Origin of the sequence: Pseudomonas sp. HN8-3 (assembly GCF_020790195.1) — a bacterium.
Taxonomy (GTDB): domain Bacteria; phylum Pseudomonadota; class Gammaproteobacteria; order Pseudomonadales; family Pseudomonadaceae; genus Aquipseudomonas; species Aquipseudomonas synxantha_A.
The window spans coordinates 3,672,591-3,695,515 of the sequence record NZ_CP086206.1 but is presented as its reverse complement, the minus strand read 5'-3'; the positions used below and the strand labels follow the sequence as shown (position 1 = coordinate 3,695,515).

Annotated in this window: 17 protein-coding genes and 4 tRNA genes; 13 read left to right on the top strand and 8 right to left on the bottom strand. The window is 58.9% G+C overall.

The window, feature by feature from the left end; genetic code table 11:
• The first annotated feature begins 85 nt into the window (after positions 1–85).
• Positions 86–1,357 carry a Zn-dependent hydrolase gene (locus LJX92_RS16260; RefSeq protein ID WP_228308610.1) on the top strand — a complete coding sequence of 424 codons (1,272 nt, stop codon included), beginning with the start codon at positions 86–88 and terminating at the stop codon, positions 1,355–1,357.
• A gap of 110 nt (positions 1,358–1,467) precedes the next feature.
• Here LJX92_RS16260 and LJX92_RS16255 read toward each other — a convergent pair whose 3' ends face one another.
• The 4 genes from LJX92_RS16255 to LJX92_RS16240 all read right to left on the bottom strand — a co-directional run bounded on the left by LJX92_RS16255 (position 1,468) and on the right by LJX92_RS16240 (position 7,978).
• Positions 1,468–1,926 carry an REP-associated tyrosine transposase gene (locus LJX92_RS16255; protein ID WP_228308609.1) on the bottom strand — a complete coding sequence of 153 codons (459 nt, stop codon included), beginning with the start codon at positions 1,924–1,926 and terminating at the stop codon, positions 1,468–1,470.
• Positions 1,927–2,195: 269 nt separating this feature from the next.
• A complete protein-coding gene (locus LJX92_RS16250) occupies positions 2,196–3,614 on the bottom strand; it encodes an efflux transporter outer membrane subunit (RefSeq protein ID WP_228308608.1) in 1,419 nt (472 codons plus the stop codon).
• Positions 3,598–4,767, bottom strand: a complete 1,170-nt coding sequence (locus tag LJX92_RS16245; protein ID WP_032880511.1) for an efflux RND transporter periplasmic adaptor subunit — start codon at positions 4,765–4,767, stop codon at positions 3,598–3,600. The genes LJX92_RS16250 and LJX92_RS16245 overlap by 17 nt, the downstream gene beginning before the upstream one ends.
• The gene (locus tag LJX92_RS16240; protein WP_228308607.1) at positions 4,757–7,978 is read right to left on the bottom strand and encodes an efflux RND transporter permease subunit; all 3,222 of its coding nucleotides are present in this window, start codon (positions 7,976–7,978) and stop codon (positions 4,757–4,759) included. Before LJX92_RS16240 ends, LJX92_RS16245 begins: the two co-directional genes overlap by 11 nt.
• Before the next feature lie 203 nt (positions 7,979–8,181).
• Between LJX92_RS16240 and LJX92_RS16235 the strand changes: the two genes are divergently transcribed.
• Positions 8,182–8,592 carry a hypothetical protein gene (locus LJX92_RS16235; protein WP_228308606.1) on the top strand — a complete coding sequence of 137 codons (411 nt, stop codon included), beginning with the start codon at positions 8,182–8,184 and terminating at the stop codon, positions 8,590–8,592.
• Here LJX92_RS16235 and LJX92_RS16230 read toward each other — a convergent pair.
• Positions 8,589–8,750 (bottom strand): hypothetical protein, encoded by a 162-nt coding sequence (locus tag LJX92_RS16230; RefSeq protein WP_005789305.1) that lies wholly within the window; start codon positions 8,748–8,750, stop codon positions 8,589–8,591. The two genes, LJX92_RS16235 and LJX92_RS16230, sit on opposite strands and share 4 nt — an antisense overlap.
• A gap of 210 nt (positions 8,751–8,960) precedes the next feature.
• Here LJX92_RS16230 and LJX92_RS16225 point away from each other — a divergent pair, with 210 nt between their 5' ends.
• Entirely contained in the window at positions 8,961–9,623 is a 663-nt protein-coding gene (locus LJX92_RS16225; protein ID WP_032880515.1) for a peptidase C39 family protein, read from the top strand.
• A 126-nt stretch (positions 9,624–9,749) separates the two neighbouring features.
• On the opposite strand, the gene pbpG is transcribed toward LJX92_RS16225, so the two are convergent.
• Positions 9,750–10,673, bottom strand: a complete 924-nt coding sequence (pbpG, locus tag LJX92_RS16220) for a D-alanyl-D-alanine endopeptidase (RefSeq protein ID WP_078821725.1) — start codon at positions 10,671–10,673, stop codon at positions 9,750–9,752.
• A gap of 207 nt (positions 10,674–10,880) precedes the next feature.
• Entirely contained in the window at positions 10,881–11,735 is an 855-nt protein-coding gene (gene folD, locus LJX92_RS16215; RefSeq protein ID WP_005789300.1) for a bifunctional methylenetetrahydrofolate dehydrogenase/methenyltetrahydrofolate cyclohydrolase FolD, read from the bottom strand.
• 274 nt (positions 11,736–12,009) lie between these two features.
• Here folD and LJX92_RS16210 point away from each other — a divergent pair.
• The 10 genes from LJX92_RS16210 (at position 12,010) to LJX92_RS16165 (ending at position 21,428) form a co-directional block, all read left to right on the top strand.
• Positions 12,010–12,086, top strand: a tRNA-Arg gene (locus LJX92_RS16210).
• Positions 12,087–12,118: 32 nt separating this feature from the next.
• Positions 12,119–12,194: transfer RNA gene (locus LJX92_RS16205), tRNA-His, on the top strand.
• Between the two features lie 56 nt (positions 12,195–12,250).
• Positions 12,251–12,335: transfer RNA gene (locus tag LJX92_RS16200), tRNA-Leu, on the top strand.
• A 77-nt stretch (positions 12,336–12,412) separates the two neighbouring features.
• Positions 12,413–12,488 (top strand) — tRNA-His (locus tag LJX92_RS16195).
• A gap of 395 nt (positions 12,489–12,883) precedes the next feature.
• Positions 12,884–14,194, top strand: a complete 1,311-nt coding sequence (gene tig / locus LJX92_RS16190; protein WP_032880518.1) for a trigger factor — start codon at positions 12,884–12,886, stop codon at positions 14,192–14,194.
• Between the two features lie 91 nt (positions 14,195–14,285).
• The gene (gene clpP, locus LJX92_RS16185; RefSeq protein WP_005789297.1) at positions 14,286–14,921 is read left to right on the top strand and encodes an ATP-dependent Clp endopeptidase proteolytic subunit ClpP; all 636 of its coding nucleotides are present in this window, start codon (positions 14,286–14,288) and stop codon (positions 14,919–14,921) included.
• Positions 14,922–15,033: 112 nt separating this feature from the next.
• Positions 15,034–16,317: an ATP-dependent Clp protease ATP-binding subunit ClpX gene (gene clpX, locus LJX92_RS16180; protein ID WP_003238279.1), complete on the top strand. Its 1,284-nt coding sequence runs from the start codon at positions 15,034–15,036 to the stop codon at positions 16,315–16,317.
• Positions 16,318–16,505: 188 nt separating this feature from the next.
• The gene (gene lon / locus LJX92_RS16175; RefSeq protein WP_032880520.1) at positions 16,506–18,902 is read left to right on the top strand and encodes an endopeptidase La; all 2,397 of its coding nucleotides are present in this window, start codon (positions 16,506–16,508) and stop codon (positions 18,900–18,902) included.
• A gap of 148 nt (positions 18,903–19,050) precedes the next feature.
• Positions 19,051–19,323, top strand: a complete 273-nt coding sequence (locus LJX92_RS16170; protein ID WP_003174819.1) for an HU family DNA-binding protein — start codon at positions 19,051–19,053, stop codon at positions 19,321–19,323.
• 230 nt (positions 19,324–19,553) lie between these two features.
• A complete protein-coding gene (locus LJX92_RS16165) occupies positions 19,554–21,428 on the top strand; it encodes a SurA N-terminal domain-containing protein (RefSeq protein WP_032880522.1) in 1,875 nt (624 codons plus the stop codon).
• Between the two features lie 82 nt (positions 21,429–21,510).
• Here LJX92_RS16165 and nhaA read toward each other — a convergent pair whose 3' ends face one another.
• Positions 21,511–22,854, bottom strand: coding sequence for a Na+/H+ antiporter NhaA (nhaA, locus tag LJX92_RS16160; protein ID WP_103734446.1), 1,344 nt, complete (start codon positions 22,852–22,854; stop codon positions 21,511–21,513).
• Between the last annotated feature and the right edge of the window lie 71 nt (positions 22,855–22,925).

Genomic DNA, 22,925 nt, shown 5'->3' with positions numbered 1-22,925 from the left:
ACTGCTATCGGGAGCAAGCCCCCTCCCACATTGGACCGCGTGCCACCTGTTCCAATCATAAGAAATACAGCCTGAGGAGATCCCCATGAACGCTGCCCTCGACGTTCTGCAATCGACCCATCAGCACATCAACCGCGACCGCCTGTGGCAGTCGCTGATGGACCTGGCCAGGCTCGGCGCCACCCCCAAGGGCGGGGTGTGTCGCCTGGCCCTTACCGACCTTGACCGCAAGGCCCGCGATCTCTTCGTGCAGTGGTGCGAAGAGGCCGGCTGTACCGTGAGCATCGACGGTATCGGCAATATCTTCGCCCGCCGTCCAGGGCGCAACGCGGACCTGCCGCCGGTGATGACCGGCAGCCATATCGATACCCAGCCAACCGGCGGCAAGTTCGACGGTTGCTTCGGTGTACTGGCGGGGGTGGAAGTGTTGCGCACCCTTAACGATCTCAAGATTGAAACCGAGGCGCCGTTGGAAGTGGTGGTGTGGACCAACGAGGAAGGTTCGCGGTTTCCACCGTGCATGATGGGCTCCGGCGTGTTCGCCGAAAAATTCAGCCTGGCCGATACCCTGGCCAAGGTCGATGCGGACGGCGTCAGCGTCGGCGCTGCGTTGAATGCCATCGGCTATGCCGGGACCCGCCCCGAGAGTGGGCATAAGGTTGGCGCCTATTTCGAGGCGCACATCGAGCAAGGGCCGATTCTTGAGGATGAAAAGAAAACCATCGGCGTGGTACTCGGCGCCCTCGGACAAAAGTGGTTCGACCTCAAACTGCGCGGTGTCGAGGCGCACGCCGGCCCGACGCCGATGCACCTGCGCAAGGATGCCCTGGTGGGCGCAGCGGTGGTGGTGGCGGCGGTGAATGCGGCGGCGCTGGGGTATCAGCCGCACGCCTGTGGCACGGTGGGTTGCCTGCAAGCGTATCCAGGGTCGCGCAACGTGATTCCGGGGGAGGTACGCATGACCCTGGATTTCCGTCATTTAGAGCCAGCACGGCTGGACTCGATGATTGCCCAGGTGCGCCAGGTGATTGAGGACACTTGTGCCAAACATGGGCTGAGTTACGAGATGGAACCCACCGCCGACTTCCCGCCGCTGTACTTCGACAAAGGCTGCGTCGACGCCGTGCGCGATGCGGCCAATGGGTTGGGCCTGTCGAATATGGACATTGTCAGCGGGGCAGGGCACGACGCAATCTTCGTCGCCGAGCTTGGTCCGGCGGGGATGATCTTCGTGCCGTGTGAAGGTGGCATCAGCCATAACGAAATCGAAAATGCCGCGCCGGATGATCTGGCGGCGGGGTGTGCGGTGTTGTTGCGCGCCATGGTGGCAGCTTCAGCAGCTATCGCCAGCGGTTGAAAATGTGGGAGGGGGCTTGCTCCCGATGACGGTGTGTCAGTCAATTTGTCCGTCGCTGACCCGCCGCTATCGGGAGCAAGCCCCCTCCCACATTTGGACTTTTTTTGAAGTTACACCCAGATGGCATCCCACAGGGGGTAGTCGCCAATTCGCTCGACCAAGCCCGCTCGCAATGGGTTAGCTACCACATACCTGGCCATTTTGATCAGGTCATCTTCCTTGCGCAGCGCCCGATCATGGAAGCTTTCCTGCCACAGCCGCCCGTTGCGTCCGCTAGCACCGTTCACGGTGCGTGTGCTTTTGGATTTTACCTGGCACATCAAGTCCGCCAGCGAGCCTTTTTTCAGTTCGAAAATCCAGTGAAAGTGGTCGGGCATGATCACCCATGCCAGAGAATTCACCAGCCCTTGGTACTGAGCGAGCCGAAACTGCCAGACCACCAGGCGCCCGAGATGAAAGTCGCTGAATAGGCGAATGCGTTCATGCGTATTAGTGGTGATCAGGTAGACGCGGTTCGGTTCACTGAAGCGCCCGATGCGCAGGCGGTGTGACGCGGGTAGATCTGCCATTCCATGGCCCTCTCATGTTGTGCTTGGAGAGGCTAGATTGCAGTGCCAATAACTGACGGGCAGGCTTATGGCAGGATGTGTCCGGGCGGGCGCAATCGGGAGCAAGCCCCCTCCCACAGGGGGCCACGGTGTTCATACATAGTGTGTCTGGCGCGGAACCAGTGTGGGAAGGTGGGCAGCTCCTCCCACAGAGGGGGCATGTTCATACAGGTTGTGTCTGGCGCAGGACCAGTGTGGGAGGGGGCTTGCTCCCGATTGCGGTATTGACGTCAGGCGCCAGGTTGCCAGCCACCGCCGAGTGCGGTCAAAAGCCCCACACTTGCCACCAGCTGCCGCGTCTGTACGGCCTGTAATGTGCGCTGCGCCTGTAGCGCCGCAGTTTGTGCGGTGACCACATCCAGATAACTCACCGCCCCCGCCTGATAGCTGTTCATCGCCAACGCCTGGGTATGTTGCGCCGCCCGCGCCGCCGCCTGTTCATCCTGGGCTTGCTGCTGCAAGTCCCTCAGTTGCCCCAGGTTGTCCTCTACCTCTCGTACGGCTTGCAACACATGGCTACGGTATTGCGCCGACGCCTCTTCAAACTCGGCCTTGGCCTGGCGCTCATTGGCACTCAACCGCCCGCCATCAAAGATCGGCAGGCTCACCAACGGCCCCAACGCCCAATATCGATTGCCAGCTGACAGCAGATTCCCGACGCCTTGCGTCTGCCCGCCTATCAACCCGGTCAGGCTGAAATCCGGATACCACGCTGCCTTGGCTACGCCGATATTTGCGTTGGCCGCAAACACCCGGCGTTCAGCCGCGGCAATGTCCGGGCGACGTTGCAGCAAGTGGCTTGGCAACTGCGATGGAATCCTTGGCAAGGCCATCAACTGCGGGCTGGGCGGCAATGAAAAATCACTGGCCGCCACGCCCACCAACTCGCCGATTGCATGCTCGGTCAGGTTGCGTTGCCCACGCACTTCATCCAGTTGCGCCTTGGCCTCGGCCAGTTGATTTTGTGCGCGGGTCAGGTCCAGTTCCGAGGCAATCTGGCCTTCGTAGCGACTGCGCGTCAGTTGCAGCGCCTGGCTGAAATCCTCCAGCGAGCTGTCGAGTATTCGGCTCTGTGCATCCAGGCCATTGAGTTGCACATATAACGTCGTCAACTGCCGTTGCAGGCTCAGGCGAGCCACCGCCAAGTCATCGCCTGACGCTTGCGCCTGAGCGTCGCCGGCCGCGACCTGATTGCGGATCTTGCCCCACAGGTCCAGGTCGTAGCTCAACGAAAACCCGGCAATGTTGCTGTTGTACACCGACGGCTGCGTTGTGCCGCGCAACGGTCTCGCGTCCGATTGCCGTTGGCGCTGCGGCTGTGCGCTGGCGCTGATTTGCGGGAACAGCCCGGCGTGCAACTGGCTGGCATACGCCTGGGAGGCATCGAAGTGCGCCAGTGCCGCGGCCAGGTCCGGGTTGCTGTTGAGCAATTGCTGCTGCAGCTTGTTCAACGTTGGATCGTTATAGAGTTGCCACCACTGGGTCGCCAACTGATCGGACGGTTGCGCGCTGTGCCATGGGCCGTCGCTGGTCTGTTCGCGGTAGTGGGCGGGCAGGTCAATCGATGGCGCGGTATAGGTCGGTGCCATTGAGCAACCCTGCAACGCCAGCAGCATCAACGCCGCGAGCGGTTTAAGCCTTGGGCGCATGGGCACCTCCGGCGGCGTCGGCCAGTTGCACCGGGTCGCCTTCGCGCAGGGCATCGGGCGGGTTGTCGATGATGTGGTCGGTGGCTTTCAAACCCTGGTCGATCACCAGGCGCTCGCCCAGGTCCAGACCGATGTGGATGTCTTGCAGGTGCACATGATTCTGCCCATCCAACACCGCCACTTGCGTACCCTGGGCGCGGAAGATCAAGGCGCTGGCCGGTATGCTCACGCCGTGAGTATCGGCCGGAATCGGCAGGCTGGCTTCGGCGTAGTCGCCCGGTAGCAATTCACCGCTGGGGTTGTCGACGACGAACTGGGCGAGCAGGGTGCCGGAGCGGCGGTCGATGGCGGTGGAGTCACCGATCAGGCGCGCCTTGAAGTGTTCGCCTGGGTGCTCAGGCACCGTCAACTCGGCTTCCAGGCCCGGATGGATCACTGCCGCGTAGTTCTGCGGCACCGGTACATACAGGCGCAGTTGGTGGGTGTCGGCCAGGGTGAACAGCGCCAGATCGCTGTCGGTATCGGCTTTGATCAACTGACCGATATCGGTATGCCGCGCAGTGATGGTGCCAGCGAATGGCGCACGCAGGGTTTTGTAGCCCTCCAATGCTGACAAGCGAGCGTAGTCCGCTGCGCCAGCCTCGGCATTGGCTGTGGTCGCGGCGGCGTTCGAGGTTTTTTCATCGGCTTCCTGACGCGACACTGAATGGCTCGCCAACAGGTGTTGCCAGCGCGTGGCAGTGGTGGCTGCCAGACGTGCATTGGCCTGTTCCTGAATCAGCCGTGCGTGAGTCTGCGCCAGCTGCTGGTCGAGGTCAGGGCTGTCGATTTCGGCGAGGATTTGCCCGGCCTTGACCTGCGTGCCCATATCCACTTTCCAGTCTTTCAGATAGCCGCTGACCCGCGCATGGATCGGCGCTGTGCTCCAGGCTTCCAGGTGCGCCGGCAAGCGCAGCGTATCGCCGGCAGTGTTCTGTTGGGGTTGGAACACCATCACTTGGGGAATGGCCGCAGTTTCGGTCCAGGCAGCGACAGATCGCTCGTGCAGCGTGCGGGCGTGCAAGCCGCTGGCGACCAGCAGGGCAGCGAGGGTCAGGCCGCCGACACCCATCAGCATCAGACGCTTGCGCGAGGGTTTGTGATCAGACGACATGGGGCGTTTCTCCAGCAATTGCGCGAGTAGGGTGACGGCCGTGGACCAGGCTGAAGACCACGGGTACAAACAACAGAGTGGCGATGGTGGCGAAGATCAAACCGCCGATAACGGCGCGGCCCAGCGGCGCGTTTTGCTCCTCGGACAGCGCCAGGGGCAACATGCCGATGATCATTGCCAGGGCGGTCATGCACACTGGGCGAAAGCGCGTGTAACCGGCTTCCATGGCGGCTTTCAACGCGTCGCCATGTTCGGCCAGGCGTTCACGGCAGAAGCTCACCACCAGGATCGAGTTGGCGGTGGCCACGCCCATGCACAGGATGGCGCCGGTGAGCGCCGGGACCGATAACGAGGTGCCGCTGAGGAACAGCATCCACACGATCCCCGCCAGTGCGGCCGGTAACGCCGTGATGATCACAAAGGGGTCGGCCCAGGACTGGAAGTTGACCACGATCAGCAAGTAGATCAGCACCACGGCGCCGAGCAGCCCCAAGCTCAAACCACTGAACGCCTCATGCAGCGCATCGATTTGCCCGTGCAGGCTGATGGTCGCGCCTTTGGGACGCATGGATGCAGTGTCGTCCAGCACTTTTTGCACATCACGGGCCACGCCGCCCAGGTCGCGACCTTGTACGTTGGCATACAGGTCCAGGGTCGGTTCGATGTTGTAGTGGGTGACCACCGCCGGGCTTTGTACGCGGGAGATGGTCGCCACGCCCCCGAGGATTTGCGATTGGCCATTGGCACCGGTCACCGGTAGGGCCTCCAGTGATGGCAGGCTGTCGAGACGGTACTGCGGGGTGGCGGCGACGATGGAATAGGACACGCCATTGGCCGGGTTGAGCCAGAAGGTCGGTGCCACCTGGGAGCTGCCGGCCAGGGAGGCGACCATGCTGTTGGTGACGTCTTTTTCGGTAATGCCCAAGCCGTTGGCGCGCAGGCGGTCGACATTGACCTGCAAGGAGGGGTAACCGGTGGACTGCTGGATATGCAGGTCTACAATGCCTGGTACGTGTTGCAAGCGTCGTTCGAGTTCTACGGCGTAAGCGCGGTTTTCTGCATCGCTGCGCCCGGAGATTTTCACATCCAGCGGGGCCGGCGCGCCGAAGTTGAGAATCTGGCTGCTGATGTCTGCCGGCAGGAACGCAAAGTGGCTGCCGGGGAAACTTTGCGGCAGGGCTTCACGCAGTTTTTTCACGTAGTCGGCGGTGGGGGCGTGGTGCTTATTCAGGGTGACCTGGATATCGCCATCCTGAGGGCCGATGGTGCCGCTGCTGCTGTAGGCCATGTCGATACCGCTGAGCGGGATGCCGATATTGTCGACGATGGTGTCGAGTTCGTCGGCGGGGATGACCTCGCGAATGCGTGCTTCGATGCGATCGAACGCAGCGGCGCTTTCCTCGATTCGCGTGCCCAGCGGCAAGCGCACATGCAGCGCGAGGGCACCGGCATCGGTGGCCGGGAAAAAGTCCTGGCCCAGGCTCGGCAGCAACGCGAATGAGGCGATTACGCAGGCCAGGAAGCCGACAATGAAGCGCTTTCGCGCCCCCAGCGCCAACGTCAGCAAGCCATGGTAAGTGTCACGGATATTGGAGAAGTGACGCTCAAAGCCCTGTTGGAAATTCAGCACCGATTGCAGCAACGCATTGCGCGGTTTCGCGTGTTGCTCACCCTCATGATGGTTGATGAATTGATCTTCGGGATGATGCCCCACGCCTTGCTCCGGCGTATGCGGCTTGAGCAGGAACATCGCCAGCGTCGGCACCAGGGTGCGCGAGAGGATGAACGAACTGGCCATGGCAAAGATCACCGCCAGCGCCATTGGCCGGAACAGATAACCGGCGATGCCTTGCAGCAAAAACATCGGCACAAACACGATGCAGATGCACAGCAGCGAGACAAACGCCGGGCCGACGATTTGCGCGGCACCGTCGAGGATCGCAGTGTTCACCGCCTTGCCTTGTTCCAGGTGCCAGTTGATGTTTTCGATGGTCACTGTGGCGTCGTCCACCAGAATCCCCACCGCCAACGCCAGCCCGCCGAGAGTCATCACGTTGAGGGTTTGCCCGCTGACCGCCAGCAGCGCGATGGCCGAGAGCACCGCCAGCGGAATCGACGCGGCGATGATCAAGGTCGAGCGCCAACTGCCGAGAAACAACAGGATCATTGCACTGGTGAGCAGCGCGGCAATGATGCCTTCCTGGGCTACGCTGCCCACCGATTGCTTGACGAACACCGAGGCATCACCCAGCAGTGAGGTTTTCAGTGAAGGCGGCAGGGTTTCGTTGATGCGTGGCAGCATCTGGCGGATGCCGTCGATGATCGACAGGGTAGAGATGCTGCCGTTCTTCAACGCCGGCATCAGCACCGCGCGATGGCCGTCGACGCGCACGATGTTGGTTTGTGGCGGCGAACCGTCGCGCACATGGGCGACCTGGCCGATGGTGATGATTGCGCCGTCGACTGTTTTGATCGGCAGGTCATTGAGTTCATCAATGGCCTTGGGGCTGTTGTTGAGCAGGATCGTGTATTCGTTGGAACCCAGCTTGGCGGTGCCCACCGGGATGATCTGGTTCTGCAAAGCCAGGGCATTGCCGACGTCCTGGGCCGACAAGCCCTTGGCAGCCAGGGCCTGGGGGTCGAGGTCGAGGGTGATCTGACGCTGCTTGCCGCCCATCGGCGTGGGCATGGCCAGGCCGGGCAGCGCGCTCAGGGGCAGGCGGATGTTGTTCTGCACCAGGTCGCGGATCCTGGCTTCCGAAAGGCTCGGGCTGGAGAACGCCATTTGCAGGATCGGCACCGTGGAGGCGCTGTAGTTGAGGATCAGCGGCGGCGTGATGCCCGGTGGCATCTGCTTGAGCACGGTTTGCGACACCGCTGTGACCTGGGCGTTGGCGGTGCGGATATCGACGCCGGGCTGGAAGAAGATCTTGACGATACCCATGCCGGGCAGTGATTGCGATTCGATATGTTCGATGTCGTTGACGGTGGTGCTCAAGGAGCGTTCATAGGTGTAGATCACCCGCCCGGCCATGGCGTCCGGGGACAGGCCGTTGTACTGCCAGACCACCGCGACCACGGGTATGCCGATATCGGGAAACACATCAGTGGGCGTACGCAGGGCCGCCATGGGCCCGATGATGCAGATGAATATGGCCAACACGATAAACGTGTACGGCTTTTGCAGTGCGGTCTTTACCAGCCCGAGCATGCGTGAGTCTCCGAGAAGAGCAGGATTGCAAACCCCGGCAGTCTTGCCCGACCCACCTAACACGCACCTTTCAGCCAGGTGAAGGAAGATTTAGGTAATGGCTGAAGATCGTTTCATTGGTATTCATTTGTTCTGCAAACGCCGGCTCTTCAAGCTTGCCAGCCATCGGATACGTCTTTTTTGATGTTCTTTGGAGCCCTGCCATGTCACTGAAAACCCTGTTGTTGATACCTATGCTGAGCGTAGTTGTGTTGCTCTTGGCCTGCGCCGGCCCGCTGCCCAAGGCCGACCCGAGCCAAGCCTGGATCGGCCTGAAAGAGGAAGCGCCAAATGACCTGATGGCCGAGCGGGTGGACGGTAAACGCGTCGATGACGGGCGCTACTTTGAAGTCAGCCCCGGTGACCATCGGCTGGACGTGACCTTGTTTGAAGACGAACCCGGCGACGACAACCAGCAAGACTGCCAGGGCCGGGTGGAATACAAACACTTCAAGGCGGGTGAGCATTACACACTGGAAGAGTCGAGCCTGGGCACCACCGTGCGTGCATCCCTCAAGGACGGGCACGGCAAGGAAATCGCCGCCACCCAAGACTTCAATTGCATGCCTGGCTAGGCGTGATGGGCCGTCGCCTTGGGAGGCTTGGCGGGCGCGGCAGGTTTGACGTGGGGGTGATGATGCCGGCGAGTCACGCGCATGACCCCCCACAACATGGCCGCGGCCACTGCCAACCAACCACAGATCAACAGAAAAATTGTCGTCGCAAGGCTCATTCGGGCCTCCTTTCGCCCACTTGGGGCACACACAGTCTTCTCAATGGACAGTCTAGCTACCTGGCGGTTGCCTGCTATTGACCAATGGTCGTGTCTGTCCAACTTGTTTGCTCTATCGCGGGTGCTTTACTGATGTGCCAGGCTATACCCGCGCTCAAGAGCATCCTATGATCAGGGCCCTCACTGCCCGTTGATCAAGAGAGTAAAACATTGCGCTTACGCTCGAACCTTAAAACATCCATCTTGCTGGCTTGTGCCCTGGGGTTAACGGCTTGTTCCAGCCAACCGTCGAAGCTGTCCGGCCTGCCGGAGCGCGTTGAACTCAACGGCGTGCCGACCTTTCGCAGCGAGGCTTATCAGAGCGGTCCTACGGCACTTGCCAGTATGCTGTCGCAACAAGGCATTGTCATGACACCGGGGTTGCTGGACAAGCCGCTGCGCCTGCCGGGTGCTGAGGCGAACCTCGAACGCAACATGCAGGTGCTGGCGCGCGAATACGGGCTGATGGTGTACCCACTGGACGCCAAGCTGACCGCGGTGCTGGCGCAGGTGGCGGCGGGTTACCCGGTGATGGCGCGAATCAATTCCAGCTTCTGGTCCGGAGCGCGTTATGTCGTGGTGGTGGGGTTCAACCAGCAGAAGAGCACGGTGTTGTTGCGCTCTGGAAACGAGCGCCGATTGATTATGGAATTCAGCGACTTCGAGTCGGCGTGGAAGAGCGCGGGGCACTGGGCTATCCTCACCCAGCGGCCGAGCCAATTACCGGCCAATGTGGATGCGCAGCGCTGGCGTGATGCGGCGAATGCAACAGGCCAGGCGGGGCAGGAAGGGGCAGCGGCCCAAGCGCTCAAAGTGTTGGCAGAACGCAAATAAAAATGTGGGAGGGGGCTTGCTCCCGATAGCGGTTGATCAGGATAAGTTTTATAGCCTGGCACACCGCCATCGGGAGCAAGCCCCCTCCCACATTGGGCCTGCTTATTTCAATAAGATGGTGGTTAGTTAGCGGCGAACTTCTACCGCATTCCCCCGGTTCTTCAGATTCTTGTCAGCCTTGTAGCGCAACGCAACGTCCGGCACCGCGCCGCCTTTGCCGGTCTCAACCCAGCTGCGAATCCGGCTGGCGTCGGCAAAATGGGTGAATTTGCCAAAGGCATCCAGGATCACCAGCGACACCGGGCGGTTGCCCATGCTGGTCACCAATACCAGGCAATGGCCGGCCTGGTTGGTAAAGCCGGTCTTGGTCAGCTTAATGTCCCAGTTGGCGCGGTTGATCAGGTGGTCGGTGTTGGAGAAACCCAAGGTGTAGTTGGGCTTGCGGAACGCCACGGTCTTTTCCTTGGTGGTGCTCAACTGGCTCAGCATCGGGAATTTACGCGCGTACGCCAGCAGCTTGCTCAGGTCGCGAGCGGTCGAGACGTTATGGATCGACAGGCCGGTAGGCTCCACATAGTGGGTGCTGGTCATCCCCAGGGACTTGGCCTTGGCGTTCATCGCCGCAATGAATGCCGCATAGCCACCCGGATAGTGGTGGGCCAGGCTCGCCGCGGCGCGGTTTTCCGAGGACATCAGCGCAATCAGCAGCATTTCCTTGCGCGGCATCTGGCTGCCGATTTTTACCCGGGAGAACACGCCTTTCATCTCTGGCGTGTCGGTGATGTTGATGTCGATGTACTCATCCATGTTCTGCTTGGCTTCCAGCACGATCAGGCCGGTCATCAGTTTGCTCACTGAAGCGATGGGGACCACCACGTCGGGATTGCTGGAATAAATGACTTTGTTGGTTTGCAAGTCCACCAGCATGGCGCTGCCGGAGGCGATTTGCAGTTTGGAGGCGTCACGCGGGGCCAGGGTGGATTCGGCGGCGTGGGCGAAGGTGCCTGTCAAAGCGAAAAACAGGCCGACAATAGAGAGACGAATTTTCACGCGGATGAACTCGCTAAAAAGTAAGGAAATACCGTTCGGGAACGGGCTTTATGAAAAATGACGTTACATTCTAGGAGTATGGATCAGAAACTGTCGAATGTTCTTCCAGAACCGGATGAAAGTGCTTAAAAACTAAGAAAAAACAGTTTTTTCTCAGGCAATAAAAAGCCCCGCGCTAAGGCAGGGCTTTTTCATTACGCCTGGTTATTAACCGTGCAGGGTTTCTGCTGCGTACAAGGTATTTTCCAACAGGCAGGCGCGGGTCATCGGTCCGACACCACCTGGCACTGGCGTGATCCAGCCGGCGCGGGGCAGGGCAGTGTCGTAGACGACGTCGCCGACCAGCTTGCCGTCATCCTGGCGGTTGATGCCCACGTCGATGACGATGGCGCCTTCCTTGATCCATTCACCTTTGACCAACCCCGGCTTGCCAGCAGCGACCACCACCAGGTCGGCGCGGCCAACGTGGCCAGCCAGGTCCTTGGTGAAGCGGTGGGTGACGGTCACGGTGCAGCCGGCCAGCAGCAGCTCCATGGCCATCGGGCGACCGACGATATTGGATGCGCCTACCACGACTGCGTCCAGACCATAGAGATCGACCCCGGTGCTTTCCAGCAAGGTCATGATGCCTTTGGGTGTGCATGGGCGCAGCAGCGGGATACGTTGGGCCAGGCGGCCGACGTTATAAGGGTGGAAACCGTCGACGTCTTTGTCCGGGCGGATGCGTTCCAGCAACTTGGAGGCGTCCAGGTGCTCGGGCAGCGGCAGCTGCAGCAGGATGCCGTCCATTTCCGGATCATCGTTGAGGCGGTCAATCAGGTCGGTCAGGGCCTGTTGAGTGGTGTCAGAAGGCAAGTCGTAGGCTTTGGAAATAAAGCCGACCTCTTCACAGTCTTTACGCTTGTGCGAGACATAAACCTGAGAGGCAGGATCGCTGCCGACCAGGATCACCGCGAGGCCAGGCGTGCGCAGGCCTTGCTGGCGACGCTCGGTGACGCGTTTGGCGATCTGCTGGCGCAGGCTGGCGGCGATTGATTTGCCGTCGATAAGTTGTGCAGTCATTACGCGTGATTAACCATCGAGAGGGGGAAGAAAAGTGCGCGCATTCTCGCACGCCAGGGCGCGAGGGCAAAGGCGCTTGGTCTGCAAATTGCCCTAAGCCCTTAAATAAAATCAGTTTTTTTCAAAAAAGATTTGACGGGTATCAGGACGCTCTATACTATTCGTCGCACTTGTCGGGCACAGCCTAGCACTGGTTAGAAGGTCGAGCAGAATTGTTGTCCTGCAAGGCTGGAAACACTTAGTTTGTAATCCTCCAAGAGTACAGATTAATCAGGCGCCCGTAGCTCAGCTGGATAGAGCATCCGCCTTCTAAGCGGATGGTCGCAGGTTCGAGTCCTGCCGGGTGCGCCATTAGGCAGCTTTGGCACAAGTAGCGCAATATGGTGGGCGTAGCTCAGTTGGTAGAGCACGGGATTGTGACTCCCGTTGTCGAGGGTTCGATCCCCTTCGTCCACCCCATATTTTGAAAGGCGCCAGATTAATCGTCTGGCGCCTTTGCTTTAAGAGCTTCAAGCGCGGATGTGGTGGAATTGGTAGACACACTGGATTTAGGTTCCAGCGCCGCGAGGCGTAAGAGTTCGAGTCTCTTCATCCGCACCAATTAAAGCTTTGCTGTGCCGTCAGGCGGGGCAGGGCTCAACAAAGAAGTAGTTTGGTTTCTTTGTTAACGCAATATGGTGGGCGTAGCTCAGTTGGTAGAGCACGGGATTGTGACTCCCGTTGTCGAGGGTTCGATCCCCTTCGTCCACCCCATATTCGAAAGGCGCCAGATTTAACAGTCTGGCGCCTTTTTTGGTTTTAGCGGTTCGTATATCCGGCAGCTGCAGGTGCAAGGTCGAAAGGGTGGGGTGTTTCATCGTATTTGTGTGTCTCGATGATGCCGCGCTGCCCGCAGGCCCTGTGCGCGGGGTCGGGCGTCAGGGAAATGACTGGTTTCTTCTATATAGAAGAGGCGGCGCAGAGCCCTGGCGCAGTTGGCTGTATTTGTCACCGGGGCGAGGTGCATCCGTGCCTTCGTACCGATAAATTGCCGGCTGTTTTCCGCTGTATTTTCAGTAGGGTGACTTCTTGAGTTTGACCCACTAGAATGCATGCCCTTGATTGGGGTCGGAAATGGCCGGCTAACGTCTGTGCAACGAGGAATATCCATGCAAGTTTCTGTTGAAAATACTACTGCTCTCGAGCGCCGCCTGAGCATCACCGTGCCGGCAGAGCGTATCGAGACTGCGGTCAACAAGCGTCTGCAGCAGACTGCCCAGAAGGCCAAGATCGCTGGTTTCCGTCCAGGCAAAGTGCCGATGAGCGAAATCAAGCGTCGTTTTGGTGCCGATGCGCGCCAGGAAGCTGTAGGTGACGTGATCCAGGCTTCCTTCTACGAAGCCGTTGTCGAGCAAAAGCTGAACCCGGCTGGCTCGCCTTCGATCGAACCCAAGTCCCTGGAAGCTGGCAAGGACCTGGAATACGTTGCCGTATTCGAAGTGTTCCCGGAATTCGAAGTGGCTGGTTTCGAAGGTATCGAAATCGAGCGTCTGAGCGCCGAAGTGGCTGATTCGGACCTGGACAACATGCTGGAAATCCTGCGCAAGCAGAACACCCGTTTTGAAGTGGCCGAGCGTGCTGCCCAGAACGAAGACCAGTTGAACATCGATTTCGTTGGCAAGGTTGACGGCGAAGTGTTCGCTGGCGGCTCCGCCAAGGGCACTCAGCTGGTGCTGGGTTCCAACCGCATGATCCCTGGCTTCGAAGACGGTCTGGTTGGCGCCAAAGCCGGCGAAGAGCGCGTTCTGAACCTGGAATTTCCAGCGGACTACCAGAACCTGGACCTGGCCGGCAAAGCTGCCGAGTTCACCGTTACCGTCAACAGCGTTTCCGAGCCTAAGCTGCCAGAGCTGAACGAAGAGTTCTTCGCTCAATTCGGTATCAAGGAAACCGGCATCGAAGGTTTCCGCACCGAAGTTCGCAAGAACATGGAGCGTGAACTGCGCCAGGCCATCAAGTCCAAGGTCAAGAACCAGGTCATGGACGGTCTGCTGGCCGCCAACCCGATCGAAGTGCCAAAGGCCCTGCTGTCCAACGAAGTGGATCGCCTGCGCGTACAAGCTGTTCAGCAGTTTGGTGGCAACATCAAGCCTGACCAACTGCCAGCCGAGCTGTTCGAAGAGCAAGCCAAGCGCCGCGTTGTGCTGGGCCTGATCGTGGCTGAAGTGGTCAAGCAGTTCGACCTCAAGCCTGACGAAGACCGCGTTCGCGAAATGATCCAGGAAATGGCTTCGGCCTACCAGGAACCTGAGCAGGTCGTGGCTTGGTACTACAAGAATGACCAGCAGCTGAACGAAGTACGTTCGGTTGTGCTTGAAGAACAAGTTGTGGATACTGTTCTGCAGAAGGCTAAGGTGACCGATAAAGCGGTCTCTTACGAAGAAGCAGTCAAACCGGCGGAAGCAGCACAAGCCGACTGATTGTCCAACTCGTTGGAAATTCAACCATAAGCCAGCCTCGCGCTGGCTTATGCGTTTTCAAGACATGACTATTTGGGAGTAACTGCAGAGCATGTTCCGTAATTCCTATATTCAGCAGAACTCTGATATCCAGGCCGCCGGCGGCCTGGTCCCGATGGTTGTCGAGCAGTCCGCTCGTGGCGAACGCGCCTACGACATCTACTCGCGCCTGCTCAAGGAGCGAGTGATCTTTCTGGTTGGCCCGGTAGAGGACTACATGGCTAACCTGATCTGTGCGCAATTGCTGTTCCTTGAAGCGGAAAACCCGGACAAGGACATCCATCTCTACATCAACTCGCCAGGTGGTTCGGTGACCGCAGGGATGTCGATCTACGACACCATGCAATTCATCAAGCCAAACGTGTCGACTACCTGCATCGGCCAGGCTTGCAGCATGGGCGCGTTCCTGCTGACGGCGGGTGCCGAAGGCAAGCGTTTCTGCCTGCCGAACTCACGTGTGATGATTCACCAGCCACTGGGCGGTTTCCAGGGCCAGGCATCGGACATTGAAATCCATGCCAAGGAAATCCTTTTCATTCGTGAGCGTCTGAACACGCTGATGGCCAAGCACAGCGGGCACACACTGGAAGAAATCGAGCGCGATACCAACCGTGACAATTTCATGAGCGCAGAAGCCGCCCGTGAATACGGGTTGATCGACGCAGTGATCGAAAAGCGCCCCGCTTAATATAAGCCGCTCAAAATAGGGCTGGTCGGCATGTCCGACCACTGGCGGGCTTGAAAAAGCCCGCATAAGCCTTCATCTTGTGTTGCAAGCCTATCGGATTTGGATCGAACGAATGACTGACACCCGCAACGGCGAGGACAACGGCAAGCTGCTCTATTGCTCCTTCTGTGGCAAAAGCCAGCATGAAGTACGCAAATTGATTGCCGGCCCCTCGGTGTTTATCTGCGACGAATGCGTCGACCTGTGCAATGACATCATCCGCGAGGAGGTGCAGGAAGCCCAGGCCGAGAGCAGTGCGCACAAACTCCCATCGCCTAAAGAAATCAGCGGCATCCTGGACCAATACGTTATTGGCCAGGAGCGTGCAAAGAAGGTTCTGGCCGTAGCGGTGTACAACCACTACAAGCGCCTGAACCAGCGTGACAAGAAAGGCGACGAGGTCGAACTCGGCAAGAGCAACATCCTGCTGATCGGTCCTACAGGCTCGGGTAAAACCTTGCTTGCGGAAACCCTCGCTCGCCTGCTGAACGTTCCGTTCACCATTGCCGACGCCACCACCCTCACCGAGGCTGGCTATGTGGGCGAAGATGTCGAGAACATCATTCAGAAACTGCTGCAGAAGTGCGACTACGACGTAGAGAAGGCCCAGATGGGTATTGTCTACATCGATGAAATCGACAAGATTTCGCGCAAGTCCGACAACCCGTCGATCACTCGGGACGTTTCCGGTGAAGGCGTGCAGCAGGCACTGTTGAAACTGATCGAAGGCACGGTTGCTTCCGTACCGCCACAAGGCGGCCGCAAGCACCCGCAGCAGGAATTCCTTCAGGTTGATACGCGCAACATCCTGTTCATTTGTGGTGGCGCATTCTCCGGCCTGGAGAAGGTTATCCAGCAGCGCTCCACCCGTGGCGGCATTGGTTTCAGTGCGGAAGTGCGCAGCAAGGAAGAAGGCAAGAAGGTGGGCGAGTCCCTGCGTGAAGTCGAGCCTGACGATCTGGTCAAGTTTGGTCTGATCCCGGAATTCGTTGGTCGCTTGCCGGTCCTGGCGACATTGGACGAATTGGATGAGGCGGCTTTGATTCAGATCCTCACCGAGCCTAAGAACGCCCTGACCAAGCAATACGCCAAGTTGTTCGAGATGGAAGGCGTGGACCTCGAGTTCCGTACCGACGCGCTCAAATCGGTGGCCAAGCGGGCACTGGAGCGCAAGACCGGTGCACGTGGCCTGCGTTCGATCCTCGAAGGCGTGTTGCTCGACACCATGTACGAAATCCCCTCGCAGTCTGAGGTGAGCAAAGTGGTGATCGACGAAAGCGTTATCGAAGGCAAGTCCAAGCCACTGTATATCTACGAAAACAGTGAGCCGACGGCCAAGGCTGCGCCAGACGCGTAAGCGTTCAGCAGTTGCGGTACAAGCAAGGGGCCTCTAGGGGCCCCTTGTTTTTTGGGGCGTTTTCTTGGTGCGGTGGTTAAATTCGCGTGTATTCATGCGTTTAACTACTGGCATTGAGCTTGTTTTTTTTGCATGTAACCCCCATCTTGGTTTCATGCTTACTTATCAACTGTCATAGAGGCGAAATCATGAAGACAACCATCGAATTGCCTCTCCTGCCGTTGCGTGATGTCGTCGTCTATCCGCACATGGTTATCCCGCTGTTCGTGGGGCGCGAGAAGTCTATCGAAGCCCTCGAGGCTGCGATGACGGGCGACAAGCAGATCCTGCTGTTGGCCCAGAAGAATCCTGCTGATGATGATCCGGGTGAAGATGCCCTGTATCGCGTCGGCACCATTGCCACTGTGCTGCAATTGCTCAAGCTGCCTGATGGCACCGTCAAGGTGCTGGTGGAAGGCGAGCAGCGCGGTGCCGTAGAGCGTTTCATGGAAGTGGACGGGCACCTGCGCGCCGAAGTGGCACTGATCGAAGAAGTCGAAGCTGCAGAGCGCGAATCCGAAGTGTTTGTGCGCAGCCTGCTCTCGCAGTTCGAGCAGTATGTGCAGTTGGGCAAGAAAGTCCCCGCTGAAGTGCTGTCTTCCCTCAGCAGCATTGATGAACCAAGCCGCCTGGTTGATACCATGGCCGCGCACATGGCGCTGAAAATCGAGCAGAAGCAGGACATCCTCGAAATCATCGACCTGTCGGCCCGTGTCGAGCACGTGTTGGCGCTGCTGGACGGCGAAATCGACCTGTTGCAGGTAGAAAAACGCATCCGCGGTCGGGTGAAGAAGCAAATGGAGCGCAGCCAGCGCGAGTACTACCTGAATGAGCAGATGAAGGCCATTCAGAAGGAACTCGGCGACGGCGAGGAAGGCCACAACGAAATCGAAGAGCTGAAAAAGCGCATTGATGCCGCTGGCCTGCCCAAAGATGCCTTGACCAAGGCTACCGCAGAGCTGAACAAGCTCAAGCAGATGTCGCCAATGTCGGCCGAAGCCACCGTGGTGCGTTCCTACATCGATTGGCTGGTGCAGGTGCCGTGGAAGGCCCAGACCAAGGTACGCCTGGATCTGGCTCGCGCTGAAGAAATCCTCGATGCCGACCACTATGGTCTTGAGGAAGTCAAAGAGCGCATCCTCGAATACCTTGCCGTGCAAAAGCGCGTGAAAAAGATTCGTGGTCCGGTGTTGTGCCTGGTCGGCCCTCCGGGTGTGGGTAAAACCTCCCTGGCCGAGTCGATTGCCAGTGCCACCAACCGCAAGTTTGTGCGCATGGCCCTGGGCGGTGTGCGTGACGAGGCGGAAATCCGTGGTCATCGCCGTACCTACATCGGTTCGATGCCAGGAAGATTGATTCAAAAGATGACAAAAGTGGGCGTGCGCAACCCGCTGTTCCTGCTCGATGAAATCGACAAAATGGGCAGCGATATGCGTGGCGATCCTGCCTCCGCGCTGCTTGAGGTGCTCGATCCGGAGCAGAATCACAACTTCAACGACCATTACCTGGAAGTCGACTACGACTTGTCTGACGTAATGTTCCTGTGCACCTCCAACTCCATGAACATTCCGCCAGCCTTGCTGGACCGGATGGAGGTGATTCGTCTGCCGGGTTACACCGAAGACGAGAAGATCAATATCGCCGTCAAATACCTCGCACCCAAGCAGATTTCGGCCAACGGCCTGAAGAAGGGCGAGATCGAGTTTGAGGTCGAGGCGATCCGCGACATCGTGCGTTACTACACCCGCGAGGCCGGTGTACGGGGCCTTGAGCGCCAGATCGCGAAGATCTGCCGCAAGGCGGTGAAAGAACACGCACTGGAAAAACGTTTCTCTGTGAAGGTAGTTGCCGACTCCCTGGAACACTTCCTGGGCGTGAAGAAATTCCGCTACGGCCTGGCCGAGCAGCAGGACCAGGTCGGGCAGGTGACTGGCCTGGCGTGGACTCAGGTGGGTGGCGAATTACTCACCATTGAAGCTGCGGTGATTCCCGGCAAAGGCCAGTTGATCAAGACCGGCTCCCTGGGTGACGTGATGGTCGAATCCATCACGGCCGCGCAGACCGTGGTGCGCAGTCGCGCCCGCAGCCTGGGCATCCCGCTGGACTTCCATGAGAAGCACGACACCCATATCCATATGCCGGAAGGGGCGACCCCGAAAGACGGCCCTAGCGCGGGCGTAGGCATGTGCACGGCCCTGGTGTCGGCATTGACTGGCATCCCTGTGCGAGCTGACGTCGCAATGACCGGGGAAATTACCCTGCGTGGTCAGGTATTGGCCATCGGTGGTCTGAAAGAGAAATTGCTGGCGGCTCACCGGGGCGGAATCAAGACGGTGATCATTCCGGAAGAGAATGTTCGCGACTTGAAGGAAATTCCTGACAACATCAAGCAGGATCTTCAGATTAAACCGGTTAAATGGATTGACGAGGTCCTGCAAATTGCGCTGCAATACGCGCCGGAACCCTTGCCGGATGTAGCTCCGGAGATAGTCGCGAAGGACGAAAAACGCGAGTCAGATTCCAAGGAAAGAATTAGCACGCATTAATGTGTTAAAGCCTGGGGGCTTCCTTGACAGCTTTTTAGAGCCCTTGTTATAAAGCGGCTCTTAAGTGTCTGTAGGCCACCCAGCACTGGTTTTTGCTTTTACCAAAAAACTTAGAATCATACTCAATAGATATATAAGGGGACTTAGAGTGAACAAGTCGGAACTGATTGATGCTATCGCCGCATCCGCTGATATCCCGAAAGCTGCTGCTGGCCGTGCGCTGGACGCAGTAATCGAATCCGTCACTGGCGCTCTGAAGGCCGGCGACTCCGTGGTACTGGTAGGCTTCGGTACTTTCTCTGTGACTGACCGCCCAGCTCGCACTGGCCGTAACCCACAGACTGGCAAAGCACTGCAAATCGCTGCTGCCAAGAAACCAGGTTTCAAAGCCGGTAAAGCCCTGAAAGAAGCCGTTAACTAAGCTTCGATCAAGCCTTTGCTTACCCGGGTCGGACGCACGTCCGACCTGGCAGCGGAGCGGTAGCGACCCACGTATCCATCGGGTCGCCACGCCGGGGGTGAGAGTTCAAACCCCCGTCCGCTCCGCCAGTTACGAGAAGGCGCATCCTCGGATGCGCCTTTCTTCTATCCGGACTCTACCCACGCTCCACGGTTGCCTATTTTTGAAGTTCAACCGTTTCTGGGGGACGCATGCTGCAAAATATCAGGGACAATTCACAAGGCTGGATTGCCAAGACCATTATCGGGATCATCGTCGCATTGATGGCGTTCACCGGTATCGAAGCCATTTTCCAGGCTTCGGGTAATAACGCGCAGGACGTGGCCAAGGTCAACGGTGAACAGATCACCCAGACCGAACTGAGCCAGGCTGTCGACATGCAACGTCGCCAGCTGATGCAACAGCTGGGCAAGGATTTCGATGCTTCGCTGCTGGACGAAAAACTGCTGCGCGACGCGGCCCTCAAGGGCCTGATCGACCGCAAGCTGCTGCTGCAAGGCGCTGCTGATGCCAAGTTCGGCTTTTCGGAAGCCGCTTTGGACCAGGTGATCCTGCAGACGCCGGAATTCCAAGTGGATGGCAAGTTCAATGCCGAACGTTTTGACCAGGTGATCCGTCAACTGGGCTATAGCCGTATGCAATTCCGTCAGATGCTGACCCAGGAAATGCTGATCGGCCAGGTTCGCGCAGGTATCGCCGGCAGCGGTTTCGTCACCGATGCCGAGGTGCTGGCGTTCGCCCGACTGGAAAAACAGACCCGCGATTTCGCCACCGTCAACATCAAGGCAGACCCGGCAGCGGTGAAGCTCACCGATGATGAGGTCAAGGCTTACTACGATCAGCACGCCAAAGAGTTCATGACCCCGGACCAGGTGGTCATCGACTATCTGGAATTGAAGAAGTCCTCCTTCTTCGACCAGGTCACCGTCAAGGACGATGAACTGCAGGCTGCCTACGAGAAGGAAACCGCCAACCTCGCTGAACAGCGTCGTGCCGCGCACATCCTGATCGAAGTCAACGATAAGGTCACCGAGGCGCAAGCCAAGGCCAAGATCGAAGAAGTCCAGGCACGCCTGGCCAAAGGCGAGAAGTTCGAAGCCCTGGCCAAGGAGTTTTCCCAGGATCCAGGTTCGGCCAACAATGGCGGTGACCTGGGCTTTGCCGGCCCTGGCGTCTACGATCCGGACTTCGAAACGGCCCTGTACGGCTTGAAGCAAGACCAGGTATCGGCGCCGGTGCGCAGTGCCTTCGGTTGGCACTTGATCAAGTTGCTGGGCGTTGAAGCACCTGAGGTGCCATCGTTTGCCAGCCTGAAAGACAAGCTGACCCGCGAGCTCAAGACCCAACAGGTTGAACAGCGATTTGTCGAAGCGACCAAGCAATTGGAAGATGCGGCATTCGAAGCGTCCGACCTGGCTCAGCCGGCATCTGACCTGAAACTGACCGTCCACACCTCGGCGCCGTTTGGCCGTGAAGGTGGCGAAGGCGTTGCAGCCAACCGTGCCGTGGTGACTGCGGCATTCAGCCCGGAAGTGCTGGATGAAGGTGCCAACAGCAGCGCCATCGAGCTGGACCCGGAAACCATCATCGTGTTGCGTGCCAAAGAGCATCTCAAGCCGGCTCAACTGCCGCTTGAGAGCGTTGCTGCGGCGATTCGCACCCAGATGACCAAGGAGCGTGCGAGCGCTGCCGCCAAAGCCCATGCAGACGAGTTGATCGCCAGCCTGCGTGACGGCAAAACCGCGCTGGACCAGCCGATTGACGGTCAGGCCTGGAAGGTGACTGAAGCGGCGACCCGCGGTCAGGAATCCATCGACCCAGCCGTGCTGCAAGCCCTGTTCCGCATGCCCAAGCCTGCGGCCAAGGACAAGCCTACTTTCACCACGGTGACGCTGCGTGATGGCAGCCTGGTGATTGTGCGCTTGAACGGCGTCAACGAAGCGGCAGCCCCTACGGACGAAGAAAAGGCGCAATACCGCCGCTTCCTCGCTTCCCGTATCGGTCAGCAGGACTTCGCGGCGTTCCGCAAGCAGCTGGAAACCCAGGCAGACATCAAGAAGTACTGATGCCGGCTTGAATAAAAAAGACCCCGTCCTGAAAAGGCCGGGGTCTTTTTTTGCCCTTGATAAAGTGGGTGCTTAACTCGCCTTATGGGTGCTTGCCTGAAAATTTGAGCTTGCCCCAGGTCAGGCCGATCACCGCTGCCAGGGTCGAAGCGGCCAATACACTGAGCTTGGCGGCCGACAGCAAGGCAGGGTCCGAGAAGGCCAGGGAGGAGATAAAGATCGACATGGTGAACCCGATCCCGGCCAGCAGGCCAACCAGGCCGACGCCTGTCCAGGTCACACCGTCCGGCAGCTTGCAGATATTGAGCTTGACCAGCATCAGGCTCGCCAGCATCACGCCCAGGGGTTTGCCGAGTACCAGCGCAAAGATGACCCCCATGAACACCCCGTGAGCCATCGGATCATCCAGGTTGAAGCCGTGCAGGCTCACGCCAGCATTGGCCAGGGCGAAAAGCGGCATCACGCCGAATGCCACCCACGGATGCAGTGCCGATTGCACGCGTTGCACTGGCGGCAACATCTCCCGTTGGGCTTCGCGCAGTTGTTTGAGAGGTTTGGCGACTTGCTGCGCCCCTTCATTCGATTGCGAGAAGCGCTCCATCAGCTCGTTGAACGTGCGTTCAATGGTCTCCAGCGGGCGCTCCGTGGTGGGCTTGGAGTTGACCGGCGTCATCAAGCCCAGGATCACCCCGGCGAGGGTCGGGTGCACGCCGGTCTTGAGCAGCCCGAACCATACAATCGCGCCAGGTAACAGATAGATCGCGGCCTTGCCGATGCCCATGCGTTGGAACACCAGCACCAGCGCCAGCCCGCCTGCGGCAATCACCAAGCCCATGTAATCGAGACTGGCAGTGAAGAAGATCGCGATGATCAGGATCGCCACGATGTCATCGATGATCGCCAGGGCCAGCAACAGAATACGCACGCCACTGGGAATCGACTTGCCCAGCAGCGCCAGCACGCCCACAGCAAAGGCGATGTCGGTCGCGGTGGGTACCGCCCAGCCACTGGCGGCGACGGTGCCGTGGTTGAGCAGGGTGTAGATGAGTGCAGGCATCAGCACACCGCCCAGCGCAGCGCCCAAGGGCAGCGTGGCCAGTTTCAGGTTGGCCAGGGCGCCATCTTTGATTTCCTGACGGATCTCGGCGCCGACTACCAGAAAGAAGATGGTCATCAGCCCGTCATTGACCAGAAAGTGCAGGGAGCGCGACACGCTGTAATCGCCAAGTCCCAGGGTAACAGGCGTATTCCAGAAGTGCTCGTAGGTCGCTGCGGCGGGGCTGTTGGCCCAGATCAGCGCAACGATCGCTGCCAACAGCAGGACGATACCGCTCACGGCTTCGATATGGGAAAAACGCTCAAGGGCAGACAGCGCGCCCTCAGTCAGGCGCTGAGGGCGGGGGATGGCAGGGTGTTTATCAGGCACGACAAATCTCCATTGGCGGCCCGACCAATGCTTGGCTTTTAACCTGCGCCGTGCCTTATGCAGCAACGCAC